Here is a 24,233-nt window from a genome sequence, read left to right as displayed (position 1 = left end):
AGTCTTCCCCGTTGTTGGAACGTCCTCGCCCGCCAACGCCCCTGTCGCGAGCCGGCCGAGTTTGCAGGATGCTGCGTCGTGGGTATTTCACGCGGGTGACCGCCCGCCGATGCGCTACCCTTTTGGCCCTCCGACCGGCTGGAACCGGCGACCCACGAGCCCGAAATGACGGTCGAGAAGAACGAGCGCGAACTGGAAACCGGCATCCACACCGACTTCTCGGGGCGGATGAGCTATTCCGGCTACCTGCAGCTCGACACCCTGTTGTCGGCGCAGCAGCGCCTGTCCAATCCGCCGCACCACGACGAGCTGCTGTTCATCGTCCAGCACCAGGTCGCGGAGCTGTGGATGAAGCTGATGATCCACGAGCTCAAGGCCGCCACCGCGAACCTGCGCGAGGACCGGCTGGGCGAGTGCCAGAAGATCTTCGCGCGCTGCAAGAACATCCTGCGCCAGCTCACCGAGATGTGGTCGGTGCTGGAGACGCTGACGCCGTCGGAATACATGGAGTTCCGCGAGATCCTCGGTCCGTCGTCGGGCTTCCAGTCGCTGCAGTACCGCACCATCGAATTCCTGATGGGCAACAAGAACGCGGCGATGGTCAAGGTCTTCTCGCACGATGCCAAGGCCGAGGCGAGCCTGGTCGAAGTGCTGGAAGCGCCGAGCCTCTACGACGAAGTGCTGCGTTACCTCGCGCGCCACGGCCACGCAGTGCCGACGCACCACGTCGAGCGCGACTGGTCGCACACGCATGTCGCCGACCCGGAACTGCTGCCGGTGTTCGAACGCATCTACGAGGACACCGACGCGCACTGGGAGGCCTACCACCTGTGCGAGGACCTGGTCGATCTGGAAAGCCAGTTCCAGCTGTGGCGCTTCCGCCACATGCGCACGGTGATGCGCATCATCGGCTTCAAGCGCGGCACCGGCGGCTCCAGCGGCGTGGGTTTCCTCAAGCAGGCGCTGGAGCTGACCTTCTTCCCGGAACTGTTCGACGTGCGCACGATGATCGGCGCCGGCGGCAGCTACGGCGCGCCACCGACCAAGTGATGCGATGGGCACGCCCGTGCACGACTGTGTCGGCGCGCTGATCGTCAACAACGGACGCGTACTGCTCGGCCGCCGCAGCCACGACTGCGATTGGCTGGCTGGCGCGTGGGACGTGTTCGGCGGCCATGTCGAACCGGGCGAGAGCGGGCCGCAGGCGCTGCATCGCGAACTGCGCGAAGAGCTCGGCATCGCGCCGGTGGAAATGCGCTACCTCGCGTGCATCGAAGGCGCCGAACCCGATCCGTGGCGTTTGCGGCTTTATCGCGTGACCCGCTGGAGTGGCGAGCCGGCCAACCTCGCCGAACACGCCGAGCTGCGCTGGTGTTCGCTGGAGGAGGCGCAGGAGCGGCTCCGCGCCGCCCACCCGGATTTCCCGCGCCTGCTGGCACTCGCACTGACGAGCGCGTCTGTGGGCGGCTGAGGTCGCCGGCTTCCCCATTCATGCTGGATGCTGCGTCGCAGCATGATTCGCGCGTCTTCACGCGGGTTTGACGTGATGGACGTCACCCGGTAAATCTCCCCGGTCCCGTGCCGCCCGGCGTGGGTTTTCTTTGGCAGTACTTCGATCGATACAGGGGATACCGCATGAGCGGAACCGCTACACCCGCGACCGGCACGGCCGCGCTTCCCGACTTCCCGCAGACCCTGGGGCATCCCAAGCCGCTGTGGATGCTCTTCATGACGGAGTTCTGGGAGCGCTTCGCGTTCTACGGCATCCGCTGGGCGCTGGTGCTGTACATCGTCGCCCAGTTCTACGGCGGCAGCGGCACGGGCGAGGCCCCGGCCAACCAGCTCTACGGCGCGTACCTCGCACTGGTGTACGCGGCAGCGATCTTCGGCGGCTACGTGGCCGACCGGGTCATCGGCTACCAGCGATCGATCCTGCTCGGCGCGACGATCATGGCCGCGGGCCTGTTCATGATCGCCATGCCCAACCAGGAAATCTTCAAGCTCGGACTGGCGACGATCATCGCCGGCAACGGCCTGTTCAAGCCGAACATCTCGACGATGGTCGGCAAGCTGTATTCGATCGGCGACGAGCGCCGCGACTCCGGCTTCACCCTGTTCTACATGGGCATCAACCTCGGCGCGATGGTGTCGCCGCTGCTGACCGGCTGGCTGGCCGAGCAGGTCTTCGGTGCCGAGGGCATGCCGGCCTACAAGGTGGTCTTCATCACCTCGGGCGTCGGCATGCTGATCAGCCTGGTGTGGTTCTGGATCGGCCGCAGCCAGCTCAAGGGCATCGGCCTGCCGCCGGCGGGCGCCGAGAGCCGCGTGCGCCTGGCGATCACCGCCGTATGCGCGGTGGCGTCCATCCCGGTGGTCTACTTCCTGCTCAGCCTGGGCGCGAGCTCGCTGCAGTGGATCCTCACCGCGATGTTCATCGCGCTGGCGGTCCTGCTGCTGGTCGAAGGCATCCGCAATGGGCCGCGCCAGCGCGACATGGTGATCGCGATGCTGATCATCTTCGCGTTCAACGTGCTGTTCTGGTGCTTCTTCGAGCAGGCCGGCAGCTCCTTCAGCTTCCTCGCCGAGAAGATCGTCAACCGCGATTTCGGCGGCTGGACCTTCCCGGTGGGCTGGTTCCAGTCGGTGAACTCGATCGCGATCATCACCCTGGCGCCGCTGATCGCGTGGATCTGGGTGAAGATGGGCCGCCACAATCCGTCGATCCCGCGCAAGTTCAGCCTCGGCCTGATCTTCAACGGCCTGGCCTTCCTGCTGCTGATGTTCGCCCTGTCGAGCCTGGTCAACGAGTTCGGCAAGATCCCGTTCTGGACGCTGTTCGCGGTGTACTGGATCCAGTCCATCGGCGAGCTGTGCCTGTCGCCGATCGGCCTGTCGATGGTGACCAAGCTGGCGCCGGTGCGCCTGGTCGGCTTCGGCATGGGTGGCTGGTTCCTCTCGACCGGCATCGGCAACAACCTGTCGGGCATCTTCGCCAGCCACGTCAGCGGCGAGACCGGCATGAACGTGCAGTCCGCGCTGTCGGGCTACACCTTCGGCTTCTGGGCGCTGGTGATCCCGGGCGTGCTGCTGTTCCTGATCGCCCCGCTGGTCCAGCGCCTGATGCACGGCGTGAAGTGATCCGAGCCCGGCCGCCATGCGGCCAGGGATGACGGCGACGGCGACCTCCGGGTCGCCGTCGTCGTTTCCGACGGGCGCATGCGCGGCGTTTCCGCGTTGGGAGCTAAGGTAACCACTCCGTTCCGCCGGACCCCGCCATGACCCAGACGCCGCCCCTGCTCACGCGCGCCGAGGCCACGCAGTACGCCGAAACCTCGCGCCATGCGGACGTCATGGCCTTCGTCGACGGGTTGATCGCAGTGGGCGACCCGCGCCTGCACGTCGCCGATTTCGGCCAGACGCCGGAAGGTCGCAAGCTGCCGTTGCTGGTGCTCTCGCGCGAAGGCGTGGCGACGCCGGAAGAGGCGCGCGCGCTGGGTCTGCCGATCGTGCTGATCCTGTGCGGCATCCACGCCGGCGAAGTCGAGGGCAAGGAAGCGGGCCTGATGTACGTGCGCGACCTGCTGCACGGCGCGCACGGCGACGTGCTCTCCCGCGCGACGCTGCTGCTCGTCCCGCTGTTCAACGCCGACGGCAACGACCGCATCGATCCGGCCAACCGCAAGCTCGACATCGCGCACTTCACCGGCCAGCTCGGCCCGGACAGCGGCGTCGGCACACGCGTCAACGCTGCCGGCATCAACCTCAACCGCGACTACATGCGCCAGGACGCGCCGGAGATGCGCCAGCTGCAGGCGCAGGTGATGCATCGCTGGAATCCGCACCTGTGCATCGACTGCCACGCCACCAACGGCTCGATCCATCGGTATGCGCTGACCTACGACATTCCGCACACGATCCACAGCGGACGACGCGAGCCGATCGACTACATGCGCGACGAACTGTTGCCCGCGGTGACCGCCGCGGTGAAGAGCGAGGAGGGGATCGACACGTTCTGGTACGGCAACTTCCTGCGCGACGAAGGCGGGCAGGGCGCGGGCTGGATCACCTACACGCACCATCCGCGCTTCGGCGGCAACTATCGCGGACTCGGCAATCGCATGGACCTGCTGCTGGAAACCTATGCGTACATCGATTTCTACGATCGCGTGCACACCACCTACGCGTTCCTGCGCCACACCGTCGCTTACGCGGCCGAGCACGGAGAGGAGATCGTCGAGCTGCTCGCCGCGTGCGAGATGCCGCCGGACGAAATCGCCGTGCGCTATCGACTGGAAGCATTCGAGGATCGGCAGGTCGAAATCCTCACGCGCGAGCCGTACACGCTGGAAGGCGAACCGGTCAGCGTGAACGTGCCGTACATCGGCCGCTTCGTCGGCGAGCACATCGTGCAGCGACCGCTTGCGTATGCCGTGCCGGAAACCATCGCCGCGCGCCTGGAAGGGCACGGCCTGGTGGTGGAACGTCCGCCCGTCGCACCGACGCTGGATGCGGAGATTCCGACCATCACCGCGCATGCCTCATCCGCCGGTCGCGAGATCCTCGAAGCGAACGCGACGCCGTACCTCGAAACCGAACTGGCGCGGGACAAACGCGCGCTGCCCGAAGGTTGGGCGCTGGTGCGCACCGAGCAGCAGCGCGGCGCGGTCGCGGTGTACCTGTGCGAAGCGGGCAGCGACGACGGCCTGCTCGCCTGCGGCTGGATCGATCTGCCGGCGGTGGGCAGCGAATTCCCGGCGTGGCGGGTACTCGCCATCCATCATCCGGGGTGAGCGTCAAGGCAGCGCTTCGGCCTCTTCGGCGCGCAGCTCCAGCTCGTCCAGCTTGTCGAGCAGGCGGAACAGCACCGCGCGCTCGTTGTCGTCGATGCCGTCGAGCAGGCGTCGCTCGAATGCGAGCGCCAGCGGCGCGACCTCGTCGTAGATCCGGTAGCCCGCATCGGACAGGCGCAGCACCGAGCGTCGGCGATCGTCGCCGTGGATGTCGCGGTCGAGGCGACCGGCGTCGAGCAGGCGCGCGACCGCGCGGCTCACCGCCACCTTGTCCATCGCGGTGCGCTGCGCGACCTCGTTCGCCGACAGGCCGGGGTAACGGCCCAGTACCGCCATCACCCGCCATTCGGTGATGCTCAGCGCGAAGCGCTCGGTGTAGATGCGCGCGATCGTGCTGCTGACCCGATTGCTCAGCACCGACAGGCGGTAGGGCAGGAAGTGCTCCAGGTCCAACTGGGCATGACCGGTCAGGGGTTGGCCCAGCCGGGAAATTCCGGGATCGCGCGCATTCATGGTGCGATATGCCTTGATTATGGTTTCAGTTGAAACTATAAGGAACGTTTCGTACACGCCGGCCCGGGCACCCCGGAACCGGCCGCCATTTCGGGAACAATGCCATGAATGCACAGCCCAACCTCGGCATGCAGGTCACCACGTTCGAGAACCCCCTCGGCATCGACGGTTTCGAGTTCGTCGAGTTTGCCGCTCCGGCGGGCCAGGGCGAGCTGCTGCACGACTATTTCCGCAAGCTCGGCTTCACCGCCGTGCTGCACCACAAGAGCCGGCCGATCACGGTCTATCGCCAGGGCGGCGTGAACTTCCTGGTCAACGAAGACCCGGACAGCTTCGCCGCGGCGTTCGCCGCCAAGCACGGTCCCTGCGCCTGCGGCTTCGCGATCCGTTTCAAGGAGCCGGCTGCGAAGGTGTTCGACACCGTCGTCAGCAACGGCGGCGAAGCCATCGCCGACAAGGCCGACAGCAAGGCCGTCGATGCGCCGGTCGTGAAGGGCATCGGCGACTGCATGCTGTACCTCGTCGACCGCTACGGCGACAAGGGTTCGATCTACGAAGGCGACTACCTGCCAGTGCAGGGCGCCGACCAGGATCCGGCCGGATTCGGCCTGACCTTCATCGACCACCTCACGCACAACCTCTACTTCGGCAACATGCAGAAGTGGTCGGACTACTACGAGCGCCTGTTCAACTTCCGCGAGATCCGCTACTTCGACATCAAGGGCGCCAAGACCGGCCTGGTGTCCAAGGCGATGACCGCACCGGACGGCATCGTGCGCATCCCGCTCAACGAGTCGAGCGATCCGAAGTCGCAGATCAACGAATACCTCGACGCCTACAAGGGCGAGGGCATCCAGCACATCGCCTGCTTCACCGACAGCATCTACGACACGGTCGAAGCGATGCGCGCGCAGGGCGTGGAGTTCCTCGACACGCCGGACACCTACTTCGACGTGATCGACCAGCGCGTGCCGAACCACGGCGAGGACGTGCCGCGCCTGCGCAAGAACAAGATCCTGATCGACGCCGATCCGGAAACCCACCAGCGCAAGCTGCTGCAGATATTCACCCAGAACGCGATCGGTCCGATCTTCTTCGAGATCATCCAGCGCAAGGGCAACGAAGGGTTCGGCGAAGGCAACTTCCAGGCGTTGTTCGAGAGCATCGAGCGCGACCAGATGCGTCGCGGCGTGCTGTAAATGATCGAGCCCCTCTCCCGTCGGGAGAGGGGTTGGGGTGAGGGGAATAGGGACGGCGAGATGACGATCAACAGCAACGGCTATCAGACCGGTTTCGGCAACGAATTCGCCAGCGAGGCGGTGGCGGGATCGCTGCCGGAAGGGCGCAATTCGCCGCAGCGCGTCGCGCACGGCTTGTACGCGGAGCAGCTGTCGGGCACCGCGTTCACCGCGCCGCGCCATGCCAACCGTCGCAGTTGGCTGTACCGCATCCGGCCCTCGGCGATGCACGGCGCGTTCGCGTCGTATGCCGCGCCGCGTTTTCACAACGACTTCGGCGACGGACCGGTCTCGCCCGACCAGCTGCGCTGGAGTCCGACGCCGATGCCGACGACGCCGGTCGATTTCATCGACGGTCTGTTCACGATGGCGGGCAACGGTTCGCCCGCCGCGCAGGCCGGCATCGGCATCCACCTGTACGCCGCCAACCGCGACATGCAGGGACGCTACTTCTACGACGCCGATGGCGAACTGCTGATCGTCCCGCAGCAGGGGCGCCTGCGCATCGCTACCGAGCTGGGCGTCATCGACGTCGAGCCGCAGGAAATCGCGGTGATCCCGCGTGGCGTGCGCTTCGCGGTCTCGCTGCCCGACGGCGAGGCGCGCGGCTACGTGTGCGAGAACTTCGGCGCGATGCTGCGGTTGCCCGATCTCGGCCCGATCGGCAGCAACGGCCTGGCCAACCCGCGCGATTTCCTCACGCCGAACGCGGCGTACGAGGACATCGACGGGTCGTTCGAACTGGTCGCCAAGTTCCAGGGCCACCTCTGGCGTGCCGACATCGGCCACTCGCCGCTGGACGTGGTGGCGTGGCACGGCAACTACGCGCCGTACAAGTACGACCTGCGCCGCTTCAACACCATCGGTTCGATCAGCTACGACCACCCGGATCCGTCGATCTTCCTGGTGCTGCATTCGCCCAGCGATACGCCGGGCACGAGCAACATGGATTTCGTGATCTTCCCGCCACGCTGGCTGGTCGCACAGGACACGTTCCGTCCGCCGTGGTTCCACCGCAACATCGCCAGCGAGTTCATGGGCCTGATCCACGGCGTGTACGACGCCAAGGCCGAAGGTTTCGCGCCGGGTGGCGCATCGCTGCACAACTCGATGACGGGACATGGTCCGGACGCGGCAACTTTCGAGAAGGCCAGCGCCGCCGATCTCGCCAAACCGGACGTGATCACCGGCACGATGGCCTTCATGTTCGAGACGCGCGCGGTGATCCGTCCGACGCAGCAGGCCATCGACGCCGCGCATCGCCAGCGCGACTACCAGGCGTGCTGGGCAGGCCTGAAGAAGCACTTCGCACCACCTGTGTCCTGAGCGCGCAATCGTGACCTGCGTATGCGCGATGTTCACGGGTCGGGAGTAGTCTGCCCGACCTGCGCATGCGAGAAAGGGGCGTGACGATGAGAGGGGCATTCGCGGCAGCCTGCCTGCTGGCGCTGGCCGCGTGCGGCGAGCGCGAGCCCGCTCGCGTGCCGGCACCGGCCGATGCGGCGGCGCCTGCCGCGACGGCGACGGTATCGCCAGAGCCCGCAACGCCCGCTCCTGTCGCACCCGTCACCGGCGCGATGCCCTCGTCCGGCGCGATCGGTTACGGCGGCTTCGGTCCCGCGCGATTCGGTGGCACCGAGGAAGAAGTGCGCATGGCGTGGGGCCGCGAACTCGGCGGCCTCAAGCCCGACCAGCCCGGTGGCTGCTACTACCTGATGCCGCAGCCGCGGTCGCCTGACGGCTATCGACTGGCCTTCATGTTCGAAGACCAGCGTTTCGTGCGCATGGACGTGGACGTCGCGGACATCGAAGCACCCGGCGGCGGCCGCGTGGGCATGGGCGAGAAGGACATCCAGCGGCTGTACGGCAGCCGCGTGCAGGTGCAGAACCACAAATACGTGGAAGGCGGCCACTACCTGCGCATTCCCGATGCCAACGGCCCGGGCGTGCTGCTGTTCGAGACCGATGCGGCCGGACGCGTGGTCGGCTGGCGCATCGGCGAACCACCGCAGGTGGACTATGTCGAGGGCTGCTCCTGAGTCCATGTGGACCGGGGCGGTGGCATCGGGCATAGAATCGTCGGACTGAGGCGTGGAGGGGACACGATGCTCGAGGCCATTGGCTGGTTCGTATTGGGTCTGGTGCTGTTGGCACTGGGCGGCGACTCGATCGTCAAAGGCGCGTCGGGCCTGGCCCAGCGCATCGGCGCATCGCCTTTCGTCGCCGGCCTGATCCTGGTCGCGTTCGGCACCTCGCTGCCGGAACTCGCAGTCAACCTGCAGGCCATCGTGCGCAACCAGCCCGCGCTGGCGCTCGGCAATGCGGTCGGCAGCAACGTCGCCAACTTCGGACTGACGCTCGGCGCGGCGGCGCTGGTCGCGCCGCTGACGGTGCGCTGGCGCGCGCTGTCGCCACTGTTGCTGGTTCTGTTGCTGGGGACCGCGCTGACGGTCGTGCTGGGCCTGGACGGTAGCCTGTCGCGCTGGGAAGGGCTGGTCCTGCTGGTTGTGTTCGTCGCGGTCGTCGCCTTCGCCGCGGCGCGCACGCGCCGCGAATCGCCGGAACTGCAGGACGCCATCGCCGCGTTCGCGCATACCAGCACCGATCTCTGGCTCAACCTGCTGCGCTTCGCCATCGCCGCCGTGCTGCTGTATTTCGGCTCGCGCATGGTGGTGCGCAGCGCGCCGACGATCGGCGAGGCATTGGGCATGGCACCGCTGCTCACCGGCCTGCTGCCGGTCGCGATCGGTACCGCACTGCCCGAAGTCGCTGCGGCGATGTCCGCAGCGCGCAAGGGTCATGGCGACATCGTGGTCGGCCACGTGATCGGATCGAGCCTGTTCAACCTGCTCGTCGTGATCGGCGGCATGGCGGTGATCGGCGCGCCGCTGGCGTTCCCGGAATCGTTCGTGCGTTTCGAACTGCCGGCCGCGGCGGCGTTCGCGGTCCTGCTGTATCCGATGCTGCGCGGAGACCTGCACATCAGCAAGAACGAAGGCGTGGCGTTGCTGATCGCCTTCTTCGCATGGGTCGCGTTCGAAATCCTCACCATGCAGCACTAAGCGGCGCGGATCGGGCGGCCGATATACTGGGCCGATGAGTCACCCGAACGCATCGCCTCCCTCGACGACGCCTCCGCCGCGCGCACTGCGCGCGCTGAGCGAGTTCCTGCGCCTGGAAGCGGCCGGCGGCATCGTGCTGATCGTCGCGGCCGTGCTGGCGATGGTCGCGGCCAATTCGCCGCTCGTGTCCGCCTACGAGGCCTTCCGCGAACTGCCGGTGCACCTGCGCGTGGGCGCGCTGGAAATCGCCAAGCCGCTGCTGCTGTGGATCAACGACGGGCTCATGGCGGTGTTCTTCCTGCTCGTCGCGCTGGAGATCAAGCGCGAGACACTGAGCGGCCAGCTCGCCAGCCGCGCGCAGCTGCTGCTGCCGATGGTCTGTGCCGCCGCGGGCGTGGCGGCGCCGGCGCTGCTGTTCGTCGCGTTCAATCGCGGCGATGCCGACGCGATGCGCGGCTGGGCGGTGCCGACCGCGACCGACATCGCCTTCGCGCTCGGCGTGCTCGCGCTGCTGGGTTCGCGAGTGCCAAGCGGCATGAAGCTGCTGCTCTCGACCATTGCGGTGGTCGACGACCTGATCGCGATCCTGATCATCGCGCTGTTCTATTCGCACGGCCTGTCGACGGCTGCGCTGGCGTGGGCAGGTGCGGCCATCGCCGGGATGTGGCTGCTCAACCGTCGCGGCGTGATGCGGCTCGCGCCTTACCTCGTGCTCGGCGTGGTGCTGTGGGTGTGCGTGCTCAAGTCGGGCGTGCACGCGACACTGGCCGGCGTGGTCACCGGCCTGATGATTCCGCACGTGCGCGGCACGGGCGACGAGCGCGCGCATTCGCCGCTGGAAACGCTGGAGCACGCGCTGCATCCGTGGGTCGCCTACGCGATCCTGCCGCTGTTCGCGTTCGTCAACGCGGGGCTCGTGCTTCACGGCATGAGTCCGGCCGACATGCTCCAACCCTTGCCGTTGGGCGTGGTGATCGGCCTGCTGGTCGGCAAGCCGGTCGGCATCGTCGGTGCGGCGTTGCTGATGCGCGCGTTCGGCTGGGCGCGTTTCCCCGACGGAATGGATCTGCGCGCGATGCTGGGCCTGGGCCTGATGTGCGGCATCGGTTTCACGATGAGCCTGTTCATCGCATCGCTGGCCTACCGCGATCCCGCGCGCTACGAGGAAGCCGTGCTCGGCGTGCTCGTCGCGTCGCTGCTCTCGGCGGTATTGGGTTTCCTGTGGCTGCGCGCGAGCTTGCCCGCGCGCTCGAAGGTGGATTGAGAATGCGTCATGCCCTGGTGTTCGGTGGAACCGGACAGATCGGTTATCCCCTGCTTGGACTGCTGCAGCGCGACGGCTGGCGCATCACCGCCGTGTCGCGTCGCCCTCCCACGGACGAACCCGGCCTGCAGTGGCTGCGCGGCGAACTCGGGCAGTTGCCGGCGTTGCCGTCGCGCGTCGATGCGATCTTCAGCTGCGGGCCGCTCGATGCCTTTTCGCAGTGGTATGCGGACGCGACGATCGACTGCCCGCGCGTGATCGCCTTCGGCTCCACCAGCATCGAGGTCAAGCGCGGTTCGGCCGATGCCGAGGAGCGCGACGTCGCGCGTCGCCTGCGCGAGGGCGAGGAAGGCGTGTTCGCGGCCGCTGCGCGCCGCGATGCGGCGGCCACGCTGCTGCGCCCCACGCTGGTTTACGGCGCCGGGCGCGATGCGACGCTGACGCGCATCGCGCAACTCGCCCAGCGCTGGCGCCGTTTTCCGCTGCCGCGCAACGCCAACGGTCTGCGCCAGCCGGTGCACGTGGACGATCTGGCAAGCGCCGCGTTCGGTTGCGTCGCTTCGACCGCGACGCACGGCAACGCCTACGCGCTTCCGGGCGGCGAGACGCTGACCTATCGCGACATGGTCGCGCGCGTGCTGGCGTGCCTGAAGCCGCCGGCGCAGCTGGTCGAACTGCCGTCGCCGGTGTTCAACTTCGCCCTCTTCACCGCGCAGTTGACCGGACGCGCGACCGGCCTCGGCGAAGCCGCGGTGCGCCGCATGCGCAGCGATCTGGCGTTCGATGCCACGCCGGCGCAACGCGATTTCGGTTATGCGCCGCGCGCCTTCCGGCCCAGCGCAGACATGTTCCTGCCGCGCGACAGCGACGGCTGACTACAGGTCTTCGGCGAGCGGCGCGGGTCGCGCCTTGCTCAACGCGCGCAGCGCGATCAGCAGCACGCCGCCGAGCACCATCGCGCCGCCGAGCAGCAGGCGCGGGCCGGGACGGTCGCCCCAGAAGGCGATGCCCAGGCCGATCGCGAGCACCGGTACCAGCAGCAGCCACGGCGTCACCTGCGCGACCGGGTAGCGCTGCACCAGCACGTAGTACAGGCCGTGACCGAGCAGCGAGGACACGAACGCCGCGTACAGCGCGCCGCTCCAGGCGACCCAGCTCGCGTCGGGCAGTCGCGCGATCGCTCCCGGCTCCAGCCACGTGCTGATCGCCAGCAGCGGCAGCACGCTGAAGATCGCGGTCCAGCCCTGCTGGCTGAACACGTCCATGCCGCGCAGTCCTTTCATCAGCACCGTGCCGATCGCGAGGAACGCCGCCGAGACCAGCATCAGCACCAGCGCCATCGGATGATCGAGGACCATCGGATCGAAGCCGAGCACGAGCACGCCGGCGAAGCTGACCGCGATCGCCAGCCCCGTGCGCCACGCGAAGCGTTCGCCGAGCACCCACCACGCCAGCAGCGTCGTCATCGGCACGTAGCTCTGCATCACGATCGCGGGCGAGGACAGATCGCCGGCGAGCTTGAGCGCGGTGAAGCTCAGTCCGAAATGCAGCACGCCGATGCACAGGCACACGGCGATGAGGCGCGGCCACTGTCCTGGCGCGGGTCGCTTCACCAGCCACACCAGCGGCAGCGCGAGCAGCGCGAAGCGCAGCGCGGTGAACAGGATCGGCGGGATTTCCCGCATCGCCATCGCCGACGTCAGGAAGTTGCCGGCCCAGGCCAGCACGACGAGGAGTACGAGGACTAGATCGCGGGGAGACATGTCGTGGCAGCGTGGCACAGGCGCGCGGATCGTGCGCGAACGGTCGCCATTGTCCGCGCTTGCGTCGCCTTCGACCAGAATTGACCTGCCTCAAGCGATGCCCGCGACGCGTGCCTAGAGTGGCCGCTTTGTCGGGGAGGCGTGCGATGGCCACCATACTGTTCGATCAAGCGGGCCACCGCTGCATAGCCTTCAGCGACCTCGTGCGCGGCGACGACGGCGTCCAGGCCAACCAGTTCCTGGTCCAGCACGGCAGCCAGAGCGCGCTGCTCGACCCGGGCGGCGCGCTGCTCTACAACCCGCTGATCCTTGCGATCGGCGCGTACGTGGCGCCGACGGATGTGACCTGGCTGCTGTGCTCGCACCAGGATCCGGACATCATCGGTTCGGTCGACAAGTGGCTGCTGTACACCAACACGACGGTGGTGTGCTCGAAGCTATGGGGCCGCTTCGTTCCGCACGTGGTACCGGGCTACCTGCGCAACGCCGGCAGCGATCGCTACCTGCTGCTGCCCGACGAAGGCGGGCGCATCCCGATGGGCGACAGCCACATCCGCGCCCTGCCAGCGCACTTCATGCACTCGGTCGGGAACTTCAGCTTCTTCGATCCGGTCAGCCGGATCCTGTTCTCCGGCGACGTCGGCGCATCGATGGTGCCGAGCCAGACGCCGTACACGTTCGTCGCCGATTTCGATGCGCACGTGCAACGCATGGAGGGCTTCCATCGACGTTACATGGCGTCCAACCGCGTCACCCGGTTGTGGGTGCAGATGGTGCGCGACCTGCAGCCGGCGATGATCGTGCCGCAGCACGGCCTGCCGATGAAAGGCGAGACGATGGAGCGTTTCCTCGACTGGCTCTCGCGCCTGGAATGCGGCGTGGACCTGGTCGGGCCTATGGATTACCGGCTCTGAATGCAGGCCGGGTTGGCTCCGCCGCTACGGCCTGTCGTGGAGCCGGGCGGTGGAGCCCGCCCGGCCCGCACGGTGATCCGCACGCAATCGATCAGTAGCGGATGCCGAGCTTGCGGTACAGCTTCGACAACACCCAGGCCGGACCGATCAGCAGGTAGGTGAGGTCGGTGAAGAAGCTCGGGCGCTTGCCTTCGAACAGCTTGCTGTGGCCGATGAACTGGCCGATCCATGCGACCACGAACACGCCGATGGCGAGCCACAGCAGCGTGCTGGTGCCGTAGGTGTCGTGCAGCCAGCGCGTCAGCAGGCCCATCAGCACGTACACCACGATCATGCCCAGGCCGAGCATGCGCGAGGCGCGGTAGTAGAACAGCGCGGTGGCGAGCATCGCCAGGCCGGCCCAGAAGCCGGCGCGGAACCACGTGCCCGGCGAGGGGATGCACCACAGCAGCGCGACCACGCTCCACAGGATGGCGGGAACGCAGATGATATGGATGAGCTGGTTGCCCGCGTTGCGATGATCGCCGGAGTAGTTGGCGAACCAGCGGTCGATCGGACGTTCGGCGGACGATTGCGTTTCAGCGGCGGTGTTCATGTCGACCCCTCCCAAGGCGCATGAAGGTCGGCGCTCAATGCGCGGACGTACGGAGCATAGCGGGATCTTGCCCTTCCTTCCCTACCCCTCTCCCTGGCCGCCTTCGGCGGCCTGTCCCTCTCCCGCAAGGGGAGAGGGGAGTGAGTGCGTCGGCAAAGAGGAGTTGTTGCTGCTCCCTTCTCCCCTCGTGGGAGAAGGTGGCGCGAAGCGCCGGAAGAGGGGGCGCTTTTCGTTCCTCACCCCTCTCCCTGGCCGCCTTCGGCGGCCTGTCCCTCTCCCACGAGGGGAGAGGGGAAGTGCGCTCAGTCCACCGAGATCCCGGCCAGCTTCATCAGCGCCTCGGCGTACTTGGCGCGGGTGCGCTCGATCACCTGCGCCGGCAGCGTCGGGCCCGGCGGCGTCTTGTCCCAGTCCAGCGTTTCCAGGTAGTCGCGCACGAACTGCTTGTCGTAACTCGGCGGACTGGTGCCGACTTCGTACTGGTCGGCAGGCCAGTAGCGCGACGAGTCGGGCGTGAGCATCTCGTCCATCACGTACAGGCGACCATCGGCGTCGAGGCCGAATTCGAACTTGGTGTCGGCGAGGATGATGCCGCGCTGCGCCGCGTAGTCGCGCGCGAACTTGTACAGGCGCAGCGTCGCGTCGCGCACCTGTTCGGCGAGATCGGCGCCGACCGAACGCACGGCCGTGTCGAAGTCGATGTTCTCGTCGTGGTCGCCGACCGCGGCCTTGGTCGAAGGCGTGAAGATCGGTTCGGCCAGCTGCTCGGCCTGGCGCATGCCGTCGGGCAGGGCGATGCCGCTGACGCGGCCGGTGCGCTGGTAGTCCTTCCAGCCGCTGCCGATCAGGTAACCGCGCGCGATGCATTCGATCGGCACCGGCTTCAGTCGCTTGGTCACCACGGCGCGCTTGCCGTACAGCGCCGCGTCCACGCCGTCGGGCAGGACCGAGGCTACGTCTATCCCGGTGAGATGGTTGCGGACGATGTGCTCGGTCTTGCCAAACCAGAAGTTGCTGATCTGGCACAGCATCTCGCCCTTGCCGGGGATCGGGTCGGGCAGGACGACGTCGAACGCCGAGAGCCGGTCCGTCGCCACCATCAGCAGGCAGTCGCCGGCATCGGCGGGCAGGCGATCGGCGGGCAGGTCGAAGACGTCGCGGACCTTGCCGCGATGACGCAGGTGGAGGCCGGGCAGGTCGGACTGGAGCAGGGTCGTGGACAACGCAGGAATCCCCAATGGGTGCACGGAGTCCCCGCCATACGCTCGCCTTGACTCGCGCGCGTGCGCGACAGGGCCGGCCAGTGTACGCCGGCCGGCGGCGGCGTGCAGGTACACTGTCGCCAACAGGCGCACGGGGCCGCTGGGGCGGCGCGGAGGACGATGAAACGCTGGTACGGCAAGCTGTTGGGCTTCTTTGCCGGTGCGGCCCTGTTCCGCACGAACCCGCTGTTCGGCGCCCTGATCGGGCTGCTGATCGGCCACGCCTTCGACACGGACTGGTTCAAGCTGAGCCGCGACAATCCGTACGCCGCGCTGGGCCTGACCTCCGACGCCACCGATGCCGAGGTCGATCAGGCTTATCGGCGGCTGATCGCCCAGTACCACCCGGACCGGGTCGCCGGCGCCGCGCGCGAACTGCGCGAGCAGGCCGAAACCAAGGCCCGCGAGATCAACCAGGCCTACGACCGCATCAAGACCCTGCGTCGCAGCAGGTAAGGTCGTGCCGGACGCCTGCGGGCGAATCGGCCGGCTGCGCTTTCCACCTTCCCGAGCGGGAAGGCGAATACCGACCCACGCACGAGATCGCCCATGCAATCCACCGTCATCGCCCCGTCCATCCTTTCGGCCAACTTCGCCCGGCTCGGCGAGGAGGTCGACAACGTGCTCAAGGCCGGTGCCGACTGGGTCCATTTCGACGTGATGGACAACCACTACGTGCCCAACCTCACCATCGGCCCGATGGTGTGCGAAGCGCTGCGCAAGCACGGCGTGACCGCACCGATCGACGTGCACCTGATGGTGGAGCCGGTCGATCGCATCGTTCCCGATTTCGCCAAGGCCGGCGCCTCGTTGATCAGCTTCCATCCCGAAGCCAGCGCGCACGTGCACCGCACGATCCAGCTCATCAAGTCGCACGGTTGCCAGGCCGGCCTGGTGCTCAATCCCGCCACGCCGGTGGATGTGCTGGAGTGGGTGCTGGAAGACCTCGACATGGTGCTGCTGATGTCGGTGAATCCCGGCTTCGGCGGACAGAGCTTCATTCCCTCCGCACTGGAAAAACTGCGCCGCGTGCGCGCGATGATCGATCGCAGCGGCAAGCCGATCCGGCTGGAGATCGACGGCGGCGTCAAGGCCGACAACATCGGCGAGATCGCCGCCGCCGGCGCGGATACCTTCGTGGCCGGTTCCGCCATCTTCAACGCGCCCGACTATGCGGACGTCATCGCCCGCATGAAGGACGCGGTGGCCAAGGCCCGCGCATGAACACCTGCGACCTGTGCGATCTCCACGACGCGCAGGTTCGCGTGGTCGACCTGCCGTTGCGCGACTACGGCGGACGACTGGCATTCAACGGCATCGTCAGCACGGTGCGCGCGGTCGAGGACAACTCGCGCGTGCGCGAAGCGGTCGACGAAGCCGGGCAGGGCCGCGTGCTGGTGATCGACGGCGGCGGTTCGATGCAACGAGCGATGCTCGGCGACCTGCTCGCCGCACGCGCGGCCGAGAACGGCTGGGCCGGCGTGGTGGTGTTCGGCGCGATCCGCGACAGCGGCGCGATCGGTGCACTCGAACTGGGCGTCAAGGCGCTGGGCACCTGCCCGCGCAAGACCGAGAAACTCGGCGCGGGCGAACGCGATGTCGACGTCGAATTCGGCGGCGTGCGCATCCGTCCCGGCGACTGGCTGTGCGCAGACGAAGACGGCGTGGTCGTCGCCGATACCGACCTGCGCTGAGCCCGGCATTCGCAAAGCAAAGCGGCAAGCCATCGCTGGCTTGCCGCTGGATACTTGGAGGCAATCCCGCCTCCGTCCGTCGTCCTTGAGAATGGACTCTGATTCTCCGGGCTTTCGATGACGGATGTGTGACGCGCTGCAGGGTTCTTCAATCGCGTGCGCAGTTCCCCGTTCACGATCGCTCCCGTCCGCGTTGCGTAGCCTGCGGTCTGGTCCACGACAGCGGCGGCGATGACGAATCACTGGCGCCTCATCCTCAACGGCAAGTCCGCAGGCGACGACAGCGTGCGCGAAGCGGTCGGCGCGATGCGCGACGCCGGCGTCGCGCTCGAGGTGCGCGTGACGTGGGAACACGGCGATGCACGACGCCACGTCGAGGAAGCGATCGCGGACGGCTGCGATTGCGTGATCGCCGGTGGCGGCGACGGCACGCTCGGCGAAGTCGCCGCGGCGCTCGCGGAATCGGCGGATACGCGGCGCGACACGCCCACGCTCGCGCTCGTTCCACTGGGCACCGCCAACGATTTCGCGACGGCGGCGGAAATCCCGCCGACGCCGACCGATGCACTGCGCCTGGTTCGCGAAACGGGCGCAACTCCCATCGACCTGCTGCGCATCGATGCGGACGGCGAGCGCCGCTGGTGCGCCAACCTCGCCAGCGGCGGCTTCGGCACCGACATCACGGTCGAGACCGACGACGGTCTGAAGAACCTGCTCGGTGGACTGGCGTATTTCATCACCGGTGTCGCGCGCGTGGGTCGCATCGAGCCGGTATCCGCGCGCCTGCGCGGCGCGGATTTCGCGCGGGACGGCGCGTTCCTCGCGCTTGGTATCGGCAATGGTCGGCAGGCCGGCGGCGGTCAGGTGCTGTGCCCGGATGCGCTGGTCGACGACGGACTGTTCGATCTCACCGTGGTTCCCGAACTCAGTGGCGAGGTCGCGTCCACCATCGCCACGGTGCTGCGCGAGGGTCGTCATGCCGCGCTGGATCGAGTGGCCGAACGCGCGCGCCTGCGCGCGTTGGCGGTGGAATCCGACGAGCCGCTCACGCTCAACCTCGACGGTGAGCCGGTGCAGGCGCGCCGTTTCTCGATCGAGTGCGTGCCCGGTGCCGTGCGCATGCACCTGCCGGTCGACTGTCCGCTGCTCCGGCGCAACGCGTCGCGCGAGGCCCGCGAAGCCGCTACAGTAGGCCGATGAACCGCGTTCATCCGATCCTCGCGAACCAGCATCTCCTGGCCGGCACGGACTGGCGATGGCGACCCGTCGCCAACGCCGATTCCCTTCCGACCTTCCAGGACATGCCGCGTGTCTCCCGAACAATTCCAGTCCCAGGCCGCTGACGGCCACACCCTCGTTCCCGTCGTGCGCGAGGTCCCGAGCGACCTCGACACGCCGCTGTCGGTCTACCTCAAGCTCGCCGACGGTCCGCATACCTATCTGTTCGAATCGGTCGAAGGCGGCGAGCGCTTCGGCCGCTATTCGATCATCGGCCTGCCTGCGCGCCGCGTGTACGCCTTCGCGGGCCACACGCTGTTCGTCACCGAGGACGGCGAACTGGTCGAGAGCCGCCTCGTCGAGGATCCGTTCGCCGAAGTCGAGCGCCTGCGCACCGCGCACAGCGTGCCGCAGATCCCGGGACTGCCGGGTTTCACCGGCGGACTCGTCGGCTGGTTCGGTTTCGAATGCATCCAGTACATCGAGCCGCGCCTGGCCGGTGGCGACAAGCCGGACGAACTGGGCACGCCCGACATCCTGCTGATGCAGAGCGACGAGCTGGCGGTGTTCGACAATCTCAAGGGCCGGCTGTACCTGATCGTGCACGCCGATCCGTCGGAGCCGCGCGCACTGGCGCGCGCGAACCGGCGCCTGGATGAACTCGTGCATCGCCTTCGGCAAGGCGGCCCGGGGTATCCGGAGACACTGGAAGGCCGCGTGCTCGACGAGGCGGATTTCGTCTCAGGCTTCACCCGCGAAGGCTTCATCGACGCGGTGGAGAAATCGAAGGAGTACATCCGCGCCGGCGACATCTTCCAGGTCGTGCTGAGCCAGCGCCTGTCGGTGCCGTTCAAGGCGCGCCCTGTCGATGTCTATCGCGCGCTGCGTGCGCTGAATCCGTCGCCGTACATGTACTACCTCGATGTCGGTGGCACGCAGGTCGTCGGCAGTTCGCCGGAAATCCTGGTGCGACTGCAGGACGGCATCGTGACGGTGCGTCCGATCGCCGGCACGCGCCCGCGCGGCGAGACGCCGGAGCAGGACGCCGCGCTCGAAGCCGAGCTGCTGGCCGATCCGAAGGAGCGCGCCGAACACCTGATGCTGATCGACCTCGGCCGCAACGACGTCGGTCGCGTGTCGCAAGCGGGCAGCGTGGAAGTGGGCGAGCAGTTCGTGATCGAACGCTATTCCCACGTCATGCACATCGTCAGCGAAGTGACCGGCACGCTGAAGCCGGACCTGAGCTACGCCGACGTGCTGCGCGCGACGTTCCCCGCCGGCACGGTCAGCGGCGCGCCGAAGATCCGCGCGCTGGAAGTGATCCGCGAACTCGAACCGATCCGGCGCAACGTCTACGCCGGTTCCATCGGCTACATCGGCTGGGGCGAGGAAGGACGCAGCGGCGACGCGGATACGGCCATCGCGATCCGCACCGCGGTGATCCAGGACGGGCGCCTGTACGTGCAGGCCGGCGCCGGCATCGTCTACGACTCCGATCCCGCGATGGAGTGGGAGGAGACGATGAACAAGGGGCGCGCGTTGTTCCGCGCGGTCGCGCAGGCCGCCAAGGGACTGTGACGGCGTTCGCCGTCCGCCGCATCGTCTCCACGCGGCCTTCATCGCCGGCCGCAGAGATCGTGCGCGCAGGTTGACCGCGAACGCGCCTCCACAACGTTTTATTCACAAACGCCGGTGTTCACTGGCGGCGTGAGGTCGTCGTGCACCAGCGGCCCGGCGTACTTCGTTGGGATCACGAACCAGCGGGAAGGAGGCGGCGATGCAACTCGTCCAAGACAACCTCGTTCAATCCCGGTTTTCCAATACGTTTCCGCGGACCGTCGAGGTCATCTGCCCGCACTGCCTGAAAGAGGCGGTGTTCGAGGCGCGAACGTGGCAGGAGCATGGGCGCCAGCTCGCCGCGAGCGAGCTGGTGTGCGCGCGCTGCGAGGAGGCGGTGCTGTTCGTCCAGCTGCTCGAAGCCGATGGCACGCGCAAGGAAGGCGGACTGTTCTGCTATCCCAAGCCCGCCGGGCGCGAACCGATGTCGGGTGTCGAGCACCTGCAGGCGCTGTCCGCGCCGCTGGCACGCAGCTACGAATCCGCGCTCAAGCTCTACAACCGTGCCGAATGGGGTGCGACGGCATTGACCGTGCGCCATCTGATCGGCGGCCTGGCCACGCGCATGCTGGCCGAGGACAAGCGCGAGCTTTCGCTCACGCGCAAGCTCGAAGCGCTCCCGCAGGACGTGGACCTCTCGCGTCCGTTGCAGGACATCGCGCAGTTGCTCGCGGCGGGCGGCACCTTCGGTCGCCAGTTCGACGACGAGGCGACCATCGACAAGGTCACTGCGGAACTGCTGCTGGAACTGGCCGAACAGCTGCTGACGTACCTGGTGGTCCTGCCCGGCACGATGTCGGACCTGAAGAGCCGCATCGCCACCGCGCCGGTGCCGCTGCGACGGGGCAGCGGCGCAGCCTGAGCGCGCCGCTGAGCGCACGTGGCGCCGCTTTCTGCGGCGCCGCGAACATTACCGATCTTTCATGTGCCGGAAAGGGGCCGGTGAGGCTGTCGCGCGCACTCTGATCCTGCGCCGGAGATGTGCCGACGCCGAATCCATCACCGCGATGTCCTCATCAGGAGTCACCCATGAACCTCCGCAAGTCCCTGTTCGCTGTTGCCCTGACCGCGTTCGCCGGTGCCGCCCTGGCCGCGCCGCCGTCGTCCAACCCGCCGGCCGCGCCCGCCAAGACGACCGTCGCCAAGCACAAGCACGCGGGCAAGAAGGCCGAGACCAAGACCCAGACCCCGAGCGCCGACGCGAAGAAGAGCTGATCCAAGTCCGCTGTTGAAGTGCGTCCTCAAGCCCGTTCCTGAACCCTGTTCCTGAAGCCTGTCCCCGGAGCCCGTGCAACGCGGGCGGATACCCCGTCGATCTCCCTGTCGGCGGGGTATCCTTTTTTCCGACGTTGGGAGTTGCCATGCGCGTCCTGCTGATCGAAGACGATCCCCACACCGCGGCCTTCATCGGCAAGGGACTGCGCGAGGACGGTCACACCGTCGAGCACGTCGGCGACGGCAAGACCGGTCTGTTCCTTGCGACCACCGAAACCTTCGACGCGGTCGTGCTCGACCGCATGCTGCCCGGGCTCGACGGGCTGGTGCTGCTGCAGACGCTGCGCGGCGCGGGCAACCGCACGCCGCTGCTGCTGCTGACCGCGCTGGGCGAGGTGGACCATCGTGTCGAAGGCCTGCGTGCGGGCGCCGACGATTACCTGGTCAAACCGTTCGCCTACTCCGAACTGAGCGCGCGGCTGGACAGCATCGTGCGCCGCACGCGCGATGAACCGCGCGAACCCGTCCGCCTGCAGGTGGGCGACCTCGAGCTGGACCTGCTCTCGCGCGACGCGCGCCGCGCTGGCAAGCGCATCGAGCTGCAACCGCGCGAGTACCGCCTGCTCGAATACCTGATGCGCCAGGCCGGTCGCGTGGTTACGCGCACCATGCTGCTGGAGGCGGTGTGGGACTACCACTTCGATCCGCAGACCAACGTGATCGACGTGCACATCAGCCGCTTGCGGCAGAAGATCGACCACGGCTTCGAGTCGCCGCTGCTGCACACCGTGCGCGGCGCGGGATACCGGCTCGGCGAATGAGCATGCTGCGCTCGACCAGCACGCGCCTGGCCCTCGCGGTCATGGCGTCGTTCCTGCTGGCGTTCGTGGTGCTGGGCGTGGGCGTGTACGTCGCCGTCTCCACGCTGTTGCTGCAGGACGCGCGCGAACTGGTGCGTACCGACGCGGCGGGGCTGGTCGAGCTGTACCGCGAGGGTGGTCGCACCGCACTGGAAGTCGAACTGCGTGACCGCATCGAGGCGCCCGACGATCCCGACGCGGTGTATGCGCTGATCGGCGCGAGCGGCAACGTGCTGCTCGGCGAGGCGTCGTCGTTGCCAGTCGCGAAGCCGTCGAAACCGCGACCGCGCTGGGTGACGTTCGAACGCAACGGCGATTCGCCGCGTGTGCTTGCGTACCTGCAACCGCTCGGCGACGGCAGTGAGCTGCTCACCGGTTTGCGCTTGCAGTCTCAGGACCGGTTCCTCGCGCTGATGCTGCGCACCGCGCTGGTCGCGCTGCTGGTCGCCGCAACGCTCGGCGCGCTGGCCGGTGCACTGACCTCGCGCTGGGTGGCACGGCGCCTGGGCAGCCTCGACCGCACCGCCGTTCGCGTCGGTGGTGGCGAGCTCGACCTGCGCGTTCCGCTGGACGGCAGCAACGACGCGTTCGACCGGCTCGCGCGCCGCTTCAACGCGATGCTCGACCGCATCGAGGAGCTGCTCGGCGGCGTACGCCACGCGACCGACCACATCGCCCACGACCTGCGCACGCCGCTCACGCGACTGCGCAATCGGCTCGAAGACCTGCGTCGTCGCACCGGCGAGGACACCGCCGATCGCGCCGCGCTCGACGCGGCCGTGCTGGAAACCGACCAGCTGCTGCACACGTTCGGTGCGCTGTTGCGGCTGGCGCGCATCGAGGCGCAGCCGCCGGCCTCGGAAGGGCCGCTGCTCGATCTGTCCGCACTCGTGGCCGATGCAGTGGAGCTGTACACGCCGATCGGCGGCGAGCGCGCGATCCGCCTGCACGCGCAACTGCATCCGGTGCAGGTGCGCGGCGACCGCGACCAGCTGTTCCAGATGCTGGTCAACCTGCTCGACAACGCGCTCAAGTACGCCCCCGCGGGCAGCGACGTCGCGATCGCCCTGCCGGCCACGGCGGACGGCGCGGTGCTGTGGATCGACGACGCCGGGCCGGGCATTCCCGAGGCCGACCGCGAGCGCGTGTTCGACCGCTTCCAGCGCCTGGAATCGCATCGAGGCACGCCGGGCAGCGGGCTCGGCCTGAGCCTGGCGCGCGCGATCGCGCACCGCCACGGCGGGCACATCCTCCTCCTCGACCGCACACCGGGCCTGCGCGCGCAGGTGGTGCTGCCGGTGGCGTGAGCCGCGCGGCTCGCGCCATGCGCGCGGAGCCGCTACAGTACGGGCCATGATCGTGCGTCCCTTCCCGCAGTTCCTTGCCGCCGACCGGGGTTGGCGATGGTGGCCTCTGGCTTCCGTCCGCCTCGTCCCGTCGTCGCCACAGGAACCGCGCTGTGACCTCCGCTTCCCGCACTGATCCATCCCCGGCCGTATCCGCGGCCCCGCGCCCCCGATCCACGCCCACCACGCAACGACCCCCGGTCGCGCGGGATAATGGCGGCTTGCCCGCGCGCGCCGTCCGGGCCCTTCTTCCTGCGAGTCCCCGCCGATGCTGTTGATGATCGACAACTACGACAGCTTCACCTACAACCTCGTGCAGTACCTGCAGGCGCTCGGGGCGGAGGTGAAGGTGGTCCGCAACGATGAACTGTCGGTCGCGCAGATCGAGGCGTTGGCGCCCGAGCGCATCGTGGTATCGCCGGGACCGTGCACGCCCAACGAAGCGGGCGTGTCGGTCGAGGTGATCCGCCAGCTCGGCCCGCGCATCCCGGTGTTCGGCGTGTGCCTGGGCCACCAGAGCCTGGGCCAGGCCTATGGCGGCGACGTCGTGCGCGCCAAGCGGATCATGCACGGCAAGACCTCGCGCATCCGCCACGAGGGCAGGGGCGTGTTCGCCGGGCTGCCGGACAACTACGAGGCCACGCGCTACCACTCGCTGGTCGTCGCCCGCGATACCCTGCCCGAGAGCCTGGAAATCACGGCTTGGACCGAGGTCGACGACGGCGCCGGCGGCTCCGAGTTCGACGAGATCATGGGTCTGCGCCACCGTGAGCACCCGGTCGAGGGCGTGCAGTTCCATCCCGAGTCGATCCTCACCGAGCACGGCCACGCGCTGCTGAAGAACTTCCTCGAACGCTAAAGTAGAGAACGACGCGGCTGCCC

At 67.9% G+C, this 24,233-nt stretch carries 25 protein-coding genes; 21 read left to right on the top strand and 4 right to left on the bottom strand.

Annotated elements, in window-relative coordinates; translation table 11 throughout:
• The first annotated feature begins 165 nt into the window (after positions 1 to 165).
• The 4 genes from FOF45_RS03820 to FOF45_RS03805 all read left to right on the top strand — a co-directional run bounded on the left by FOF45_RS03820 (position 166) and on the right by FOF45_RS03805 (position 4,790).
• Entirely contained in the window at positions 166 to 1,050 is an 885-nt protein-coding gene (locus FOF45_RS03820) for a tryptophan 2,3-dioxygenase (RefSeq protein WP_158982682.1), read from the top strand.
• Between the two features lie 4 nt (positions 1,051 to 1,054).
• Entirely contained in the window at positions 1,055 to 1,471 is a 417-nt protein-coding gene (locus FOF45_RS03815) for an NUDIX domain-containing protein (RefSeq protein ID WP_158982681.1), read from the top strand.
• A 164-nt stretch (positions 1,472 to 1,635) separates the two neighbouring features.
• Entirely contained in the window at positions 1,636 to 3,138 is a 1,503-nt protein-coding gene (locus FOF45_RS03810; RefSeq protein WP_158982680.1) for a peptide MFS transporter, read from the top strand.
• A 137-nt stretch (positions 3,139 to 3,275) separates the two neighbouring features.
• Positions 3,276 to 4,790, top strand: a complete 1,515-nt coding sequence (locus FOF45_RS03805; RefSeq protein ID WP_199244423.1) for a M14 family metallopeptidase — start codon at positions 3,276 to 3,278, stop codon at positions 4,788 to 4,790.
• A gap of 3 nt (positions 4,791 to 4,793) precedes the next feature.
• Here FOF45_RS03805 and FOF45_RS03800 read toward each other — a convergent pair whose 3' ends face one another.
• A complete protein-coding gene (locus tag FOF45_RS03800; protein WP_158982679.1) occupies positions 4,794 to 5,303 on the bottom strand; it encodes a MarR family winged helix-turn-helix transcriptional regulator in 510 nt (169 codons plus the stop codon).
• A gap of 128 nt (positions 5,304 to 5,431) precedes the next feature.
• Here FOF45_RS03800 and hppD point away from each other — a divergent pair, with 128 nt between their 5' ends.
• From hppD to FOF45_RS03770, 6 genes are all read left to right on the top strand, one after another.
• Positions 5,432 to 6,502, top strand: a complete 1,071-nt coding sequence (gene hppD, locus FOF45_RS03795) for a 4-hydroxyphenylpyruvate dioxygenase (RefSeq protein WP_425481950.1) — start codon at positions 5,432 to 5,434, stop codon at positions 6,500 to 6,502.
• Between the two features lie 60 nt (positions 6,503 to 6,562).
• A complete protein-coding gene (hmgA, locus tag FOF45_RS03790; RefSeq protein WP_158982677.1) occupies positions 6,563 to 7,867 on the top strand; it encodes a homogentisate 1,2-dioxygenase in 1,305 nt (434 codons plus the stop codon).
• A gap of 86 nt (positions 7,868 to 7,953) precedes the next feature.
• Positions 7,954 to 8,580: a lectin gene (locus tag FOF45_RS03785; protein ID WP_158982676.1), complete on the top strand. Its 627-nt coding sequence runs from the start codon at positions 7,954 to 7,956 to the stop codon at positions 8,578 to 8,580.
• Between the two features lie 66 nt (positions 8,581 to 8,646).
• Positions 8,647 to 9,603 (top strand): calcium/sodium antiporter, encoded by a 957-nt coding sequence (locus FOF45_RS03780; RefSeq protein ID WP_158982675.1) that lies wholly within the window; start codon positions 8,647 to 8,649, stop codon positions 9,601 to 9,603.
• A gap of 34 nt (positions 9,604 to 9,637) precedes the next feature.
• Entirely contained in the window at positions 9,638 to 10,867 is a 1,230-nt protein-coding gene (nhaA, locus tag FOF45_RS03775) for a Na+/H+ antiporter NhaA (protein WP_158982674.1), read from the top strand.
• A 2-nt stretch (positions 10,868 to 10,869) separates the two neighbouring features.
• On the top strand, positions 10,870 to 11,742 hold the full coding sequence (locus tag FOF45_RS03770; protein WP_158982673.1) for an NAD-dependent epimerase/dehydratase family protein: 873 nt from the start codon (positions 10,870 to 10,872) through the stop codon (positions 11,740 to 11,742).
• On the opposite strand, the gene FOF45_RS03765 is transcribed toward FOF45_RS03770, so the two are convergent.
• Entirely contained in the window at positions 11,743 to 12,630 is an 888-nt protein-coding gene (locus tag FOF45_RS03765) for a DMT family transporter (protein ID WP_158982672.1), read from the bottom strand.
• Positions 12,631 to 12,776: 146 nt separating this feature from the next.
• Between FOF45_RS03765 and FOF45_RS03760 the strand changes: the two genes are divergently transcribed.
• Positions 12,777 to 13,544, top strand: coding sequence for an oxygen-binding di-iron domain-containing protein (locus FOF45_RS03760; RefSeq protein WP_158982671.1), 768 nt, complete (start codon positions 12,777 to 12,779; stop codon positions 13,542 to 13,544).
• A 91-nt stretch (positions 13,545 to 13,635) separates the two neighbouring features.
• Here FOF45_RS03760 and FOF45_RS03755 read toward each other — a convergent pair whose 3' ends face one another.
• Together FOF45_RS03755 and FOF45_RS03750 are read right to left on the bottom strand one after the other, a co-directional pair.
• Positions 13,636 to 14,139, bottom strand: coding sequence for an Mpo1 family 2-hydroxy fatty acid dioxygenase (locus FOF45_RS03755; RefSeq protein ID WP_158982670.1), 504 nt, complete (start codon positions 14,137 to 14,139; stop codon positions 13,636 to 13,638).
• Positions 14,140 to 14,441: 302 nt separating this feature from the next.
• Complete coding sequence (locus tag FOF45_RS03750) at positions 14,442 to 15,362, bottom strand: phosphoribosylaminoimidazolesuccinocarboxamide synthase (protein ID WP_158982669.1); 921 nt, start codon at positions 15,360 to 15,362, stop codon at positions 14,442 to 14,444.
• Positions 15,363 to 15,521: 159 nt separating this feature from the next.
• Between FOF45_RS03750 and FOF45_RS03745 the strand changes: the two genes are divergently transcribed.
• From FOF45_RS03745 to FOF45_RS03700, 10 genes are all read left to right on the top strand, one after another.
• A complete protein-coding gene (locus FOF45_RS03745) occupies positions 15,522 to 15,857 on the top strand; it encodes a J domain-containing protein (RefSeq protein ID WP_158982668.1) in 336 nt (111 codons plus the stop codon).
• Between the two features lie 93 nt (positions 15,858 to 15,950).
• The gene (rpe, locus tag FOF45_RS03740; protein ID WP_158982667.1) at positions 15,951 to 16,625 is read left to right on the top strand and encodes a ribulose-phosphate 3-epimerase; all 675 of its coding nucleotides are present in this window, start codon (positions 15,951 to 15,953) and stop codon (positions 16,623 to 16,625) included.
• A complete protein-coding gene (rraA, locus tag FOF45_RS03735; RefSeq protein WP_158982666.1) occupies positions 16,622 to 17,095 on the top strand; it encodes a ribonuclease E activity regulator RraA in 474 nt (157 codons plus the stop codon). Before rpe ends, rraA begins: the two co-directional genes overlap by 4 nt.
• A 231-nt stretch (positions 17,096 to 17,326) precedes the next feature.
• Entirely contained in the window at positions 17,327 to 18,295 is a 969-nt protein-coding gene (gene yegS / locus FOF45_RS03730; RefSeq protein ID WP_158982665.1) for a lipid kinase YegS, read from the top strand.
• Between the two features lie 108 nt (positions 18,296 to 18,403).
• Entirely contained in the window at positions 18,404 to 19,891 is a 1,488-nt protein-coding gene (gene trpE, locus FOF45_RS03725; protein WP_158982664.1) for an anthranilate synthase component I, read from the top strand.
• Between the two features lie 199 nt (positions 19,892 to 20,090).
• Positions 20,091 to 20,792: a hypothetical protein gene (locus FOF45_RS03720; protein WP_158982663.1), complete on the top strand. Its 702-nt coding sequence runs from the start codon at positions 20,091 to 20,093 to the stop codon at positions 20,790 to 20,792.
• 167 nt (positions 20,793 to 20,959) lie between these two features.
• Positions 20,960 to 21,145, top strand: coding sequence for a hypothetical protein (locus FOF45_RS03715; protein WP_158982662.1), 186 nt, complete (start codon positions 20,960 to 20,962; stop codon positions 21,143 to 21,145).
• Between the two features lie 146 nt (positions 21,146 to 21,291).
• On the top strand, positions 21,292 to 21,966 hold the full coding sequence (locus tag FOF45_RS03710; protein WP_158982661.1) for a response regulator transcription factor: 675 nt from the start codon (positions 21,292 to 21,294) through the stop codon (positions 21,964 to 21,966).
• Positions 21,963 to 23,312, top strand: coding sequence for a sensor histidine kinase (locus FOF45_RS03705; RefSeq protein WP_158982660.1), 1,350 nt, complete (start codon positions 21,963 to 21,965; stop codon positions 23,310 to 23,312). The genes FOF45_RS03710 and FOF45_RS03705 overlap by 4 nt, the downstream gene beginning before the upstream one ends.
• Before the next feature lie 307 nt (positions 23,313 to 23,619).
• A complete protein-coding gene (locus FOF45_RS03700; RefSeq protein WP_158982659.1) occupies positions 23,620 to 24,210 on the top strand; it encodes an anthranilate synthase component II in 591 nt (196 codons plus the stop codon).
• The last annotated feature ends 23 nt before the right edge of the window (positions 24,211 to 24,233 follow it).

Origin of the sequence: Lysobacter panacisoli (genome assembly GCF_009765165.1) — a bacterium.
Classification (GTDB): Bacteria; Pseudomonadota; Gammaproteobacteria; order Xanthomonadales; family Xanthomonadaceae; genus Lysobacter_J; species Lysobacter_J panacisoli.
Note: the sequence above shows the minus strand (reverse complement) of the source record. Positions and strands in the feature narration are given on the sequence as shown.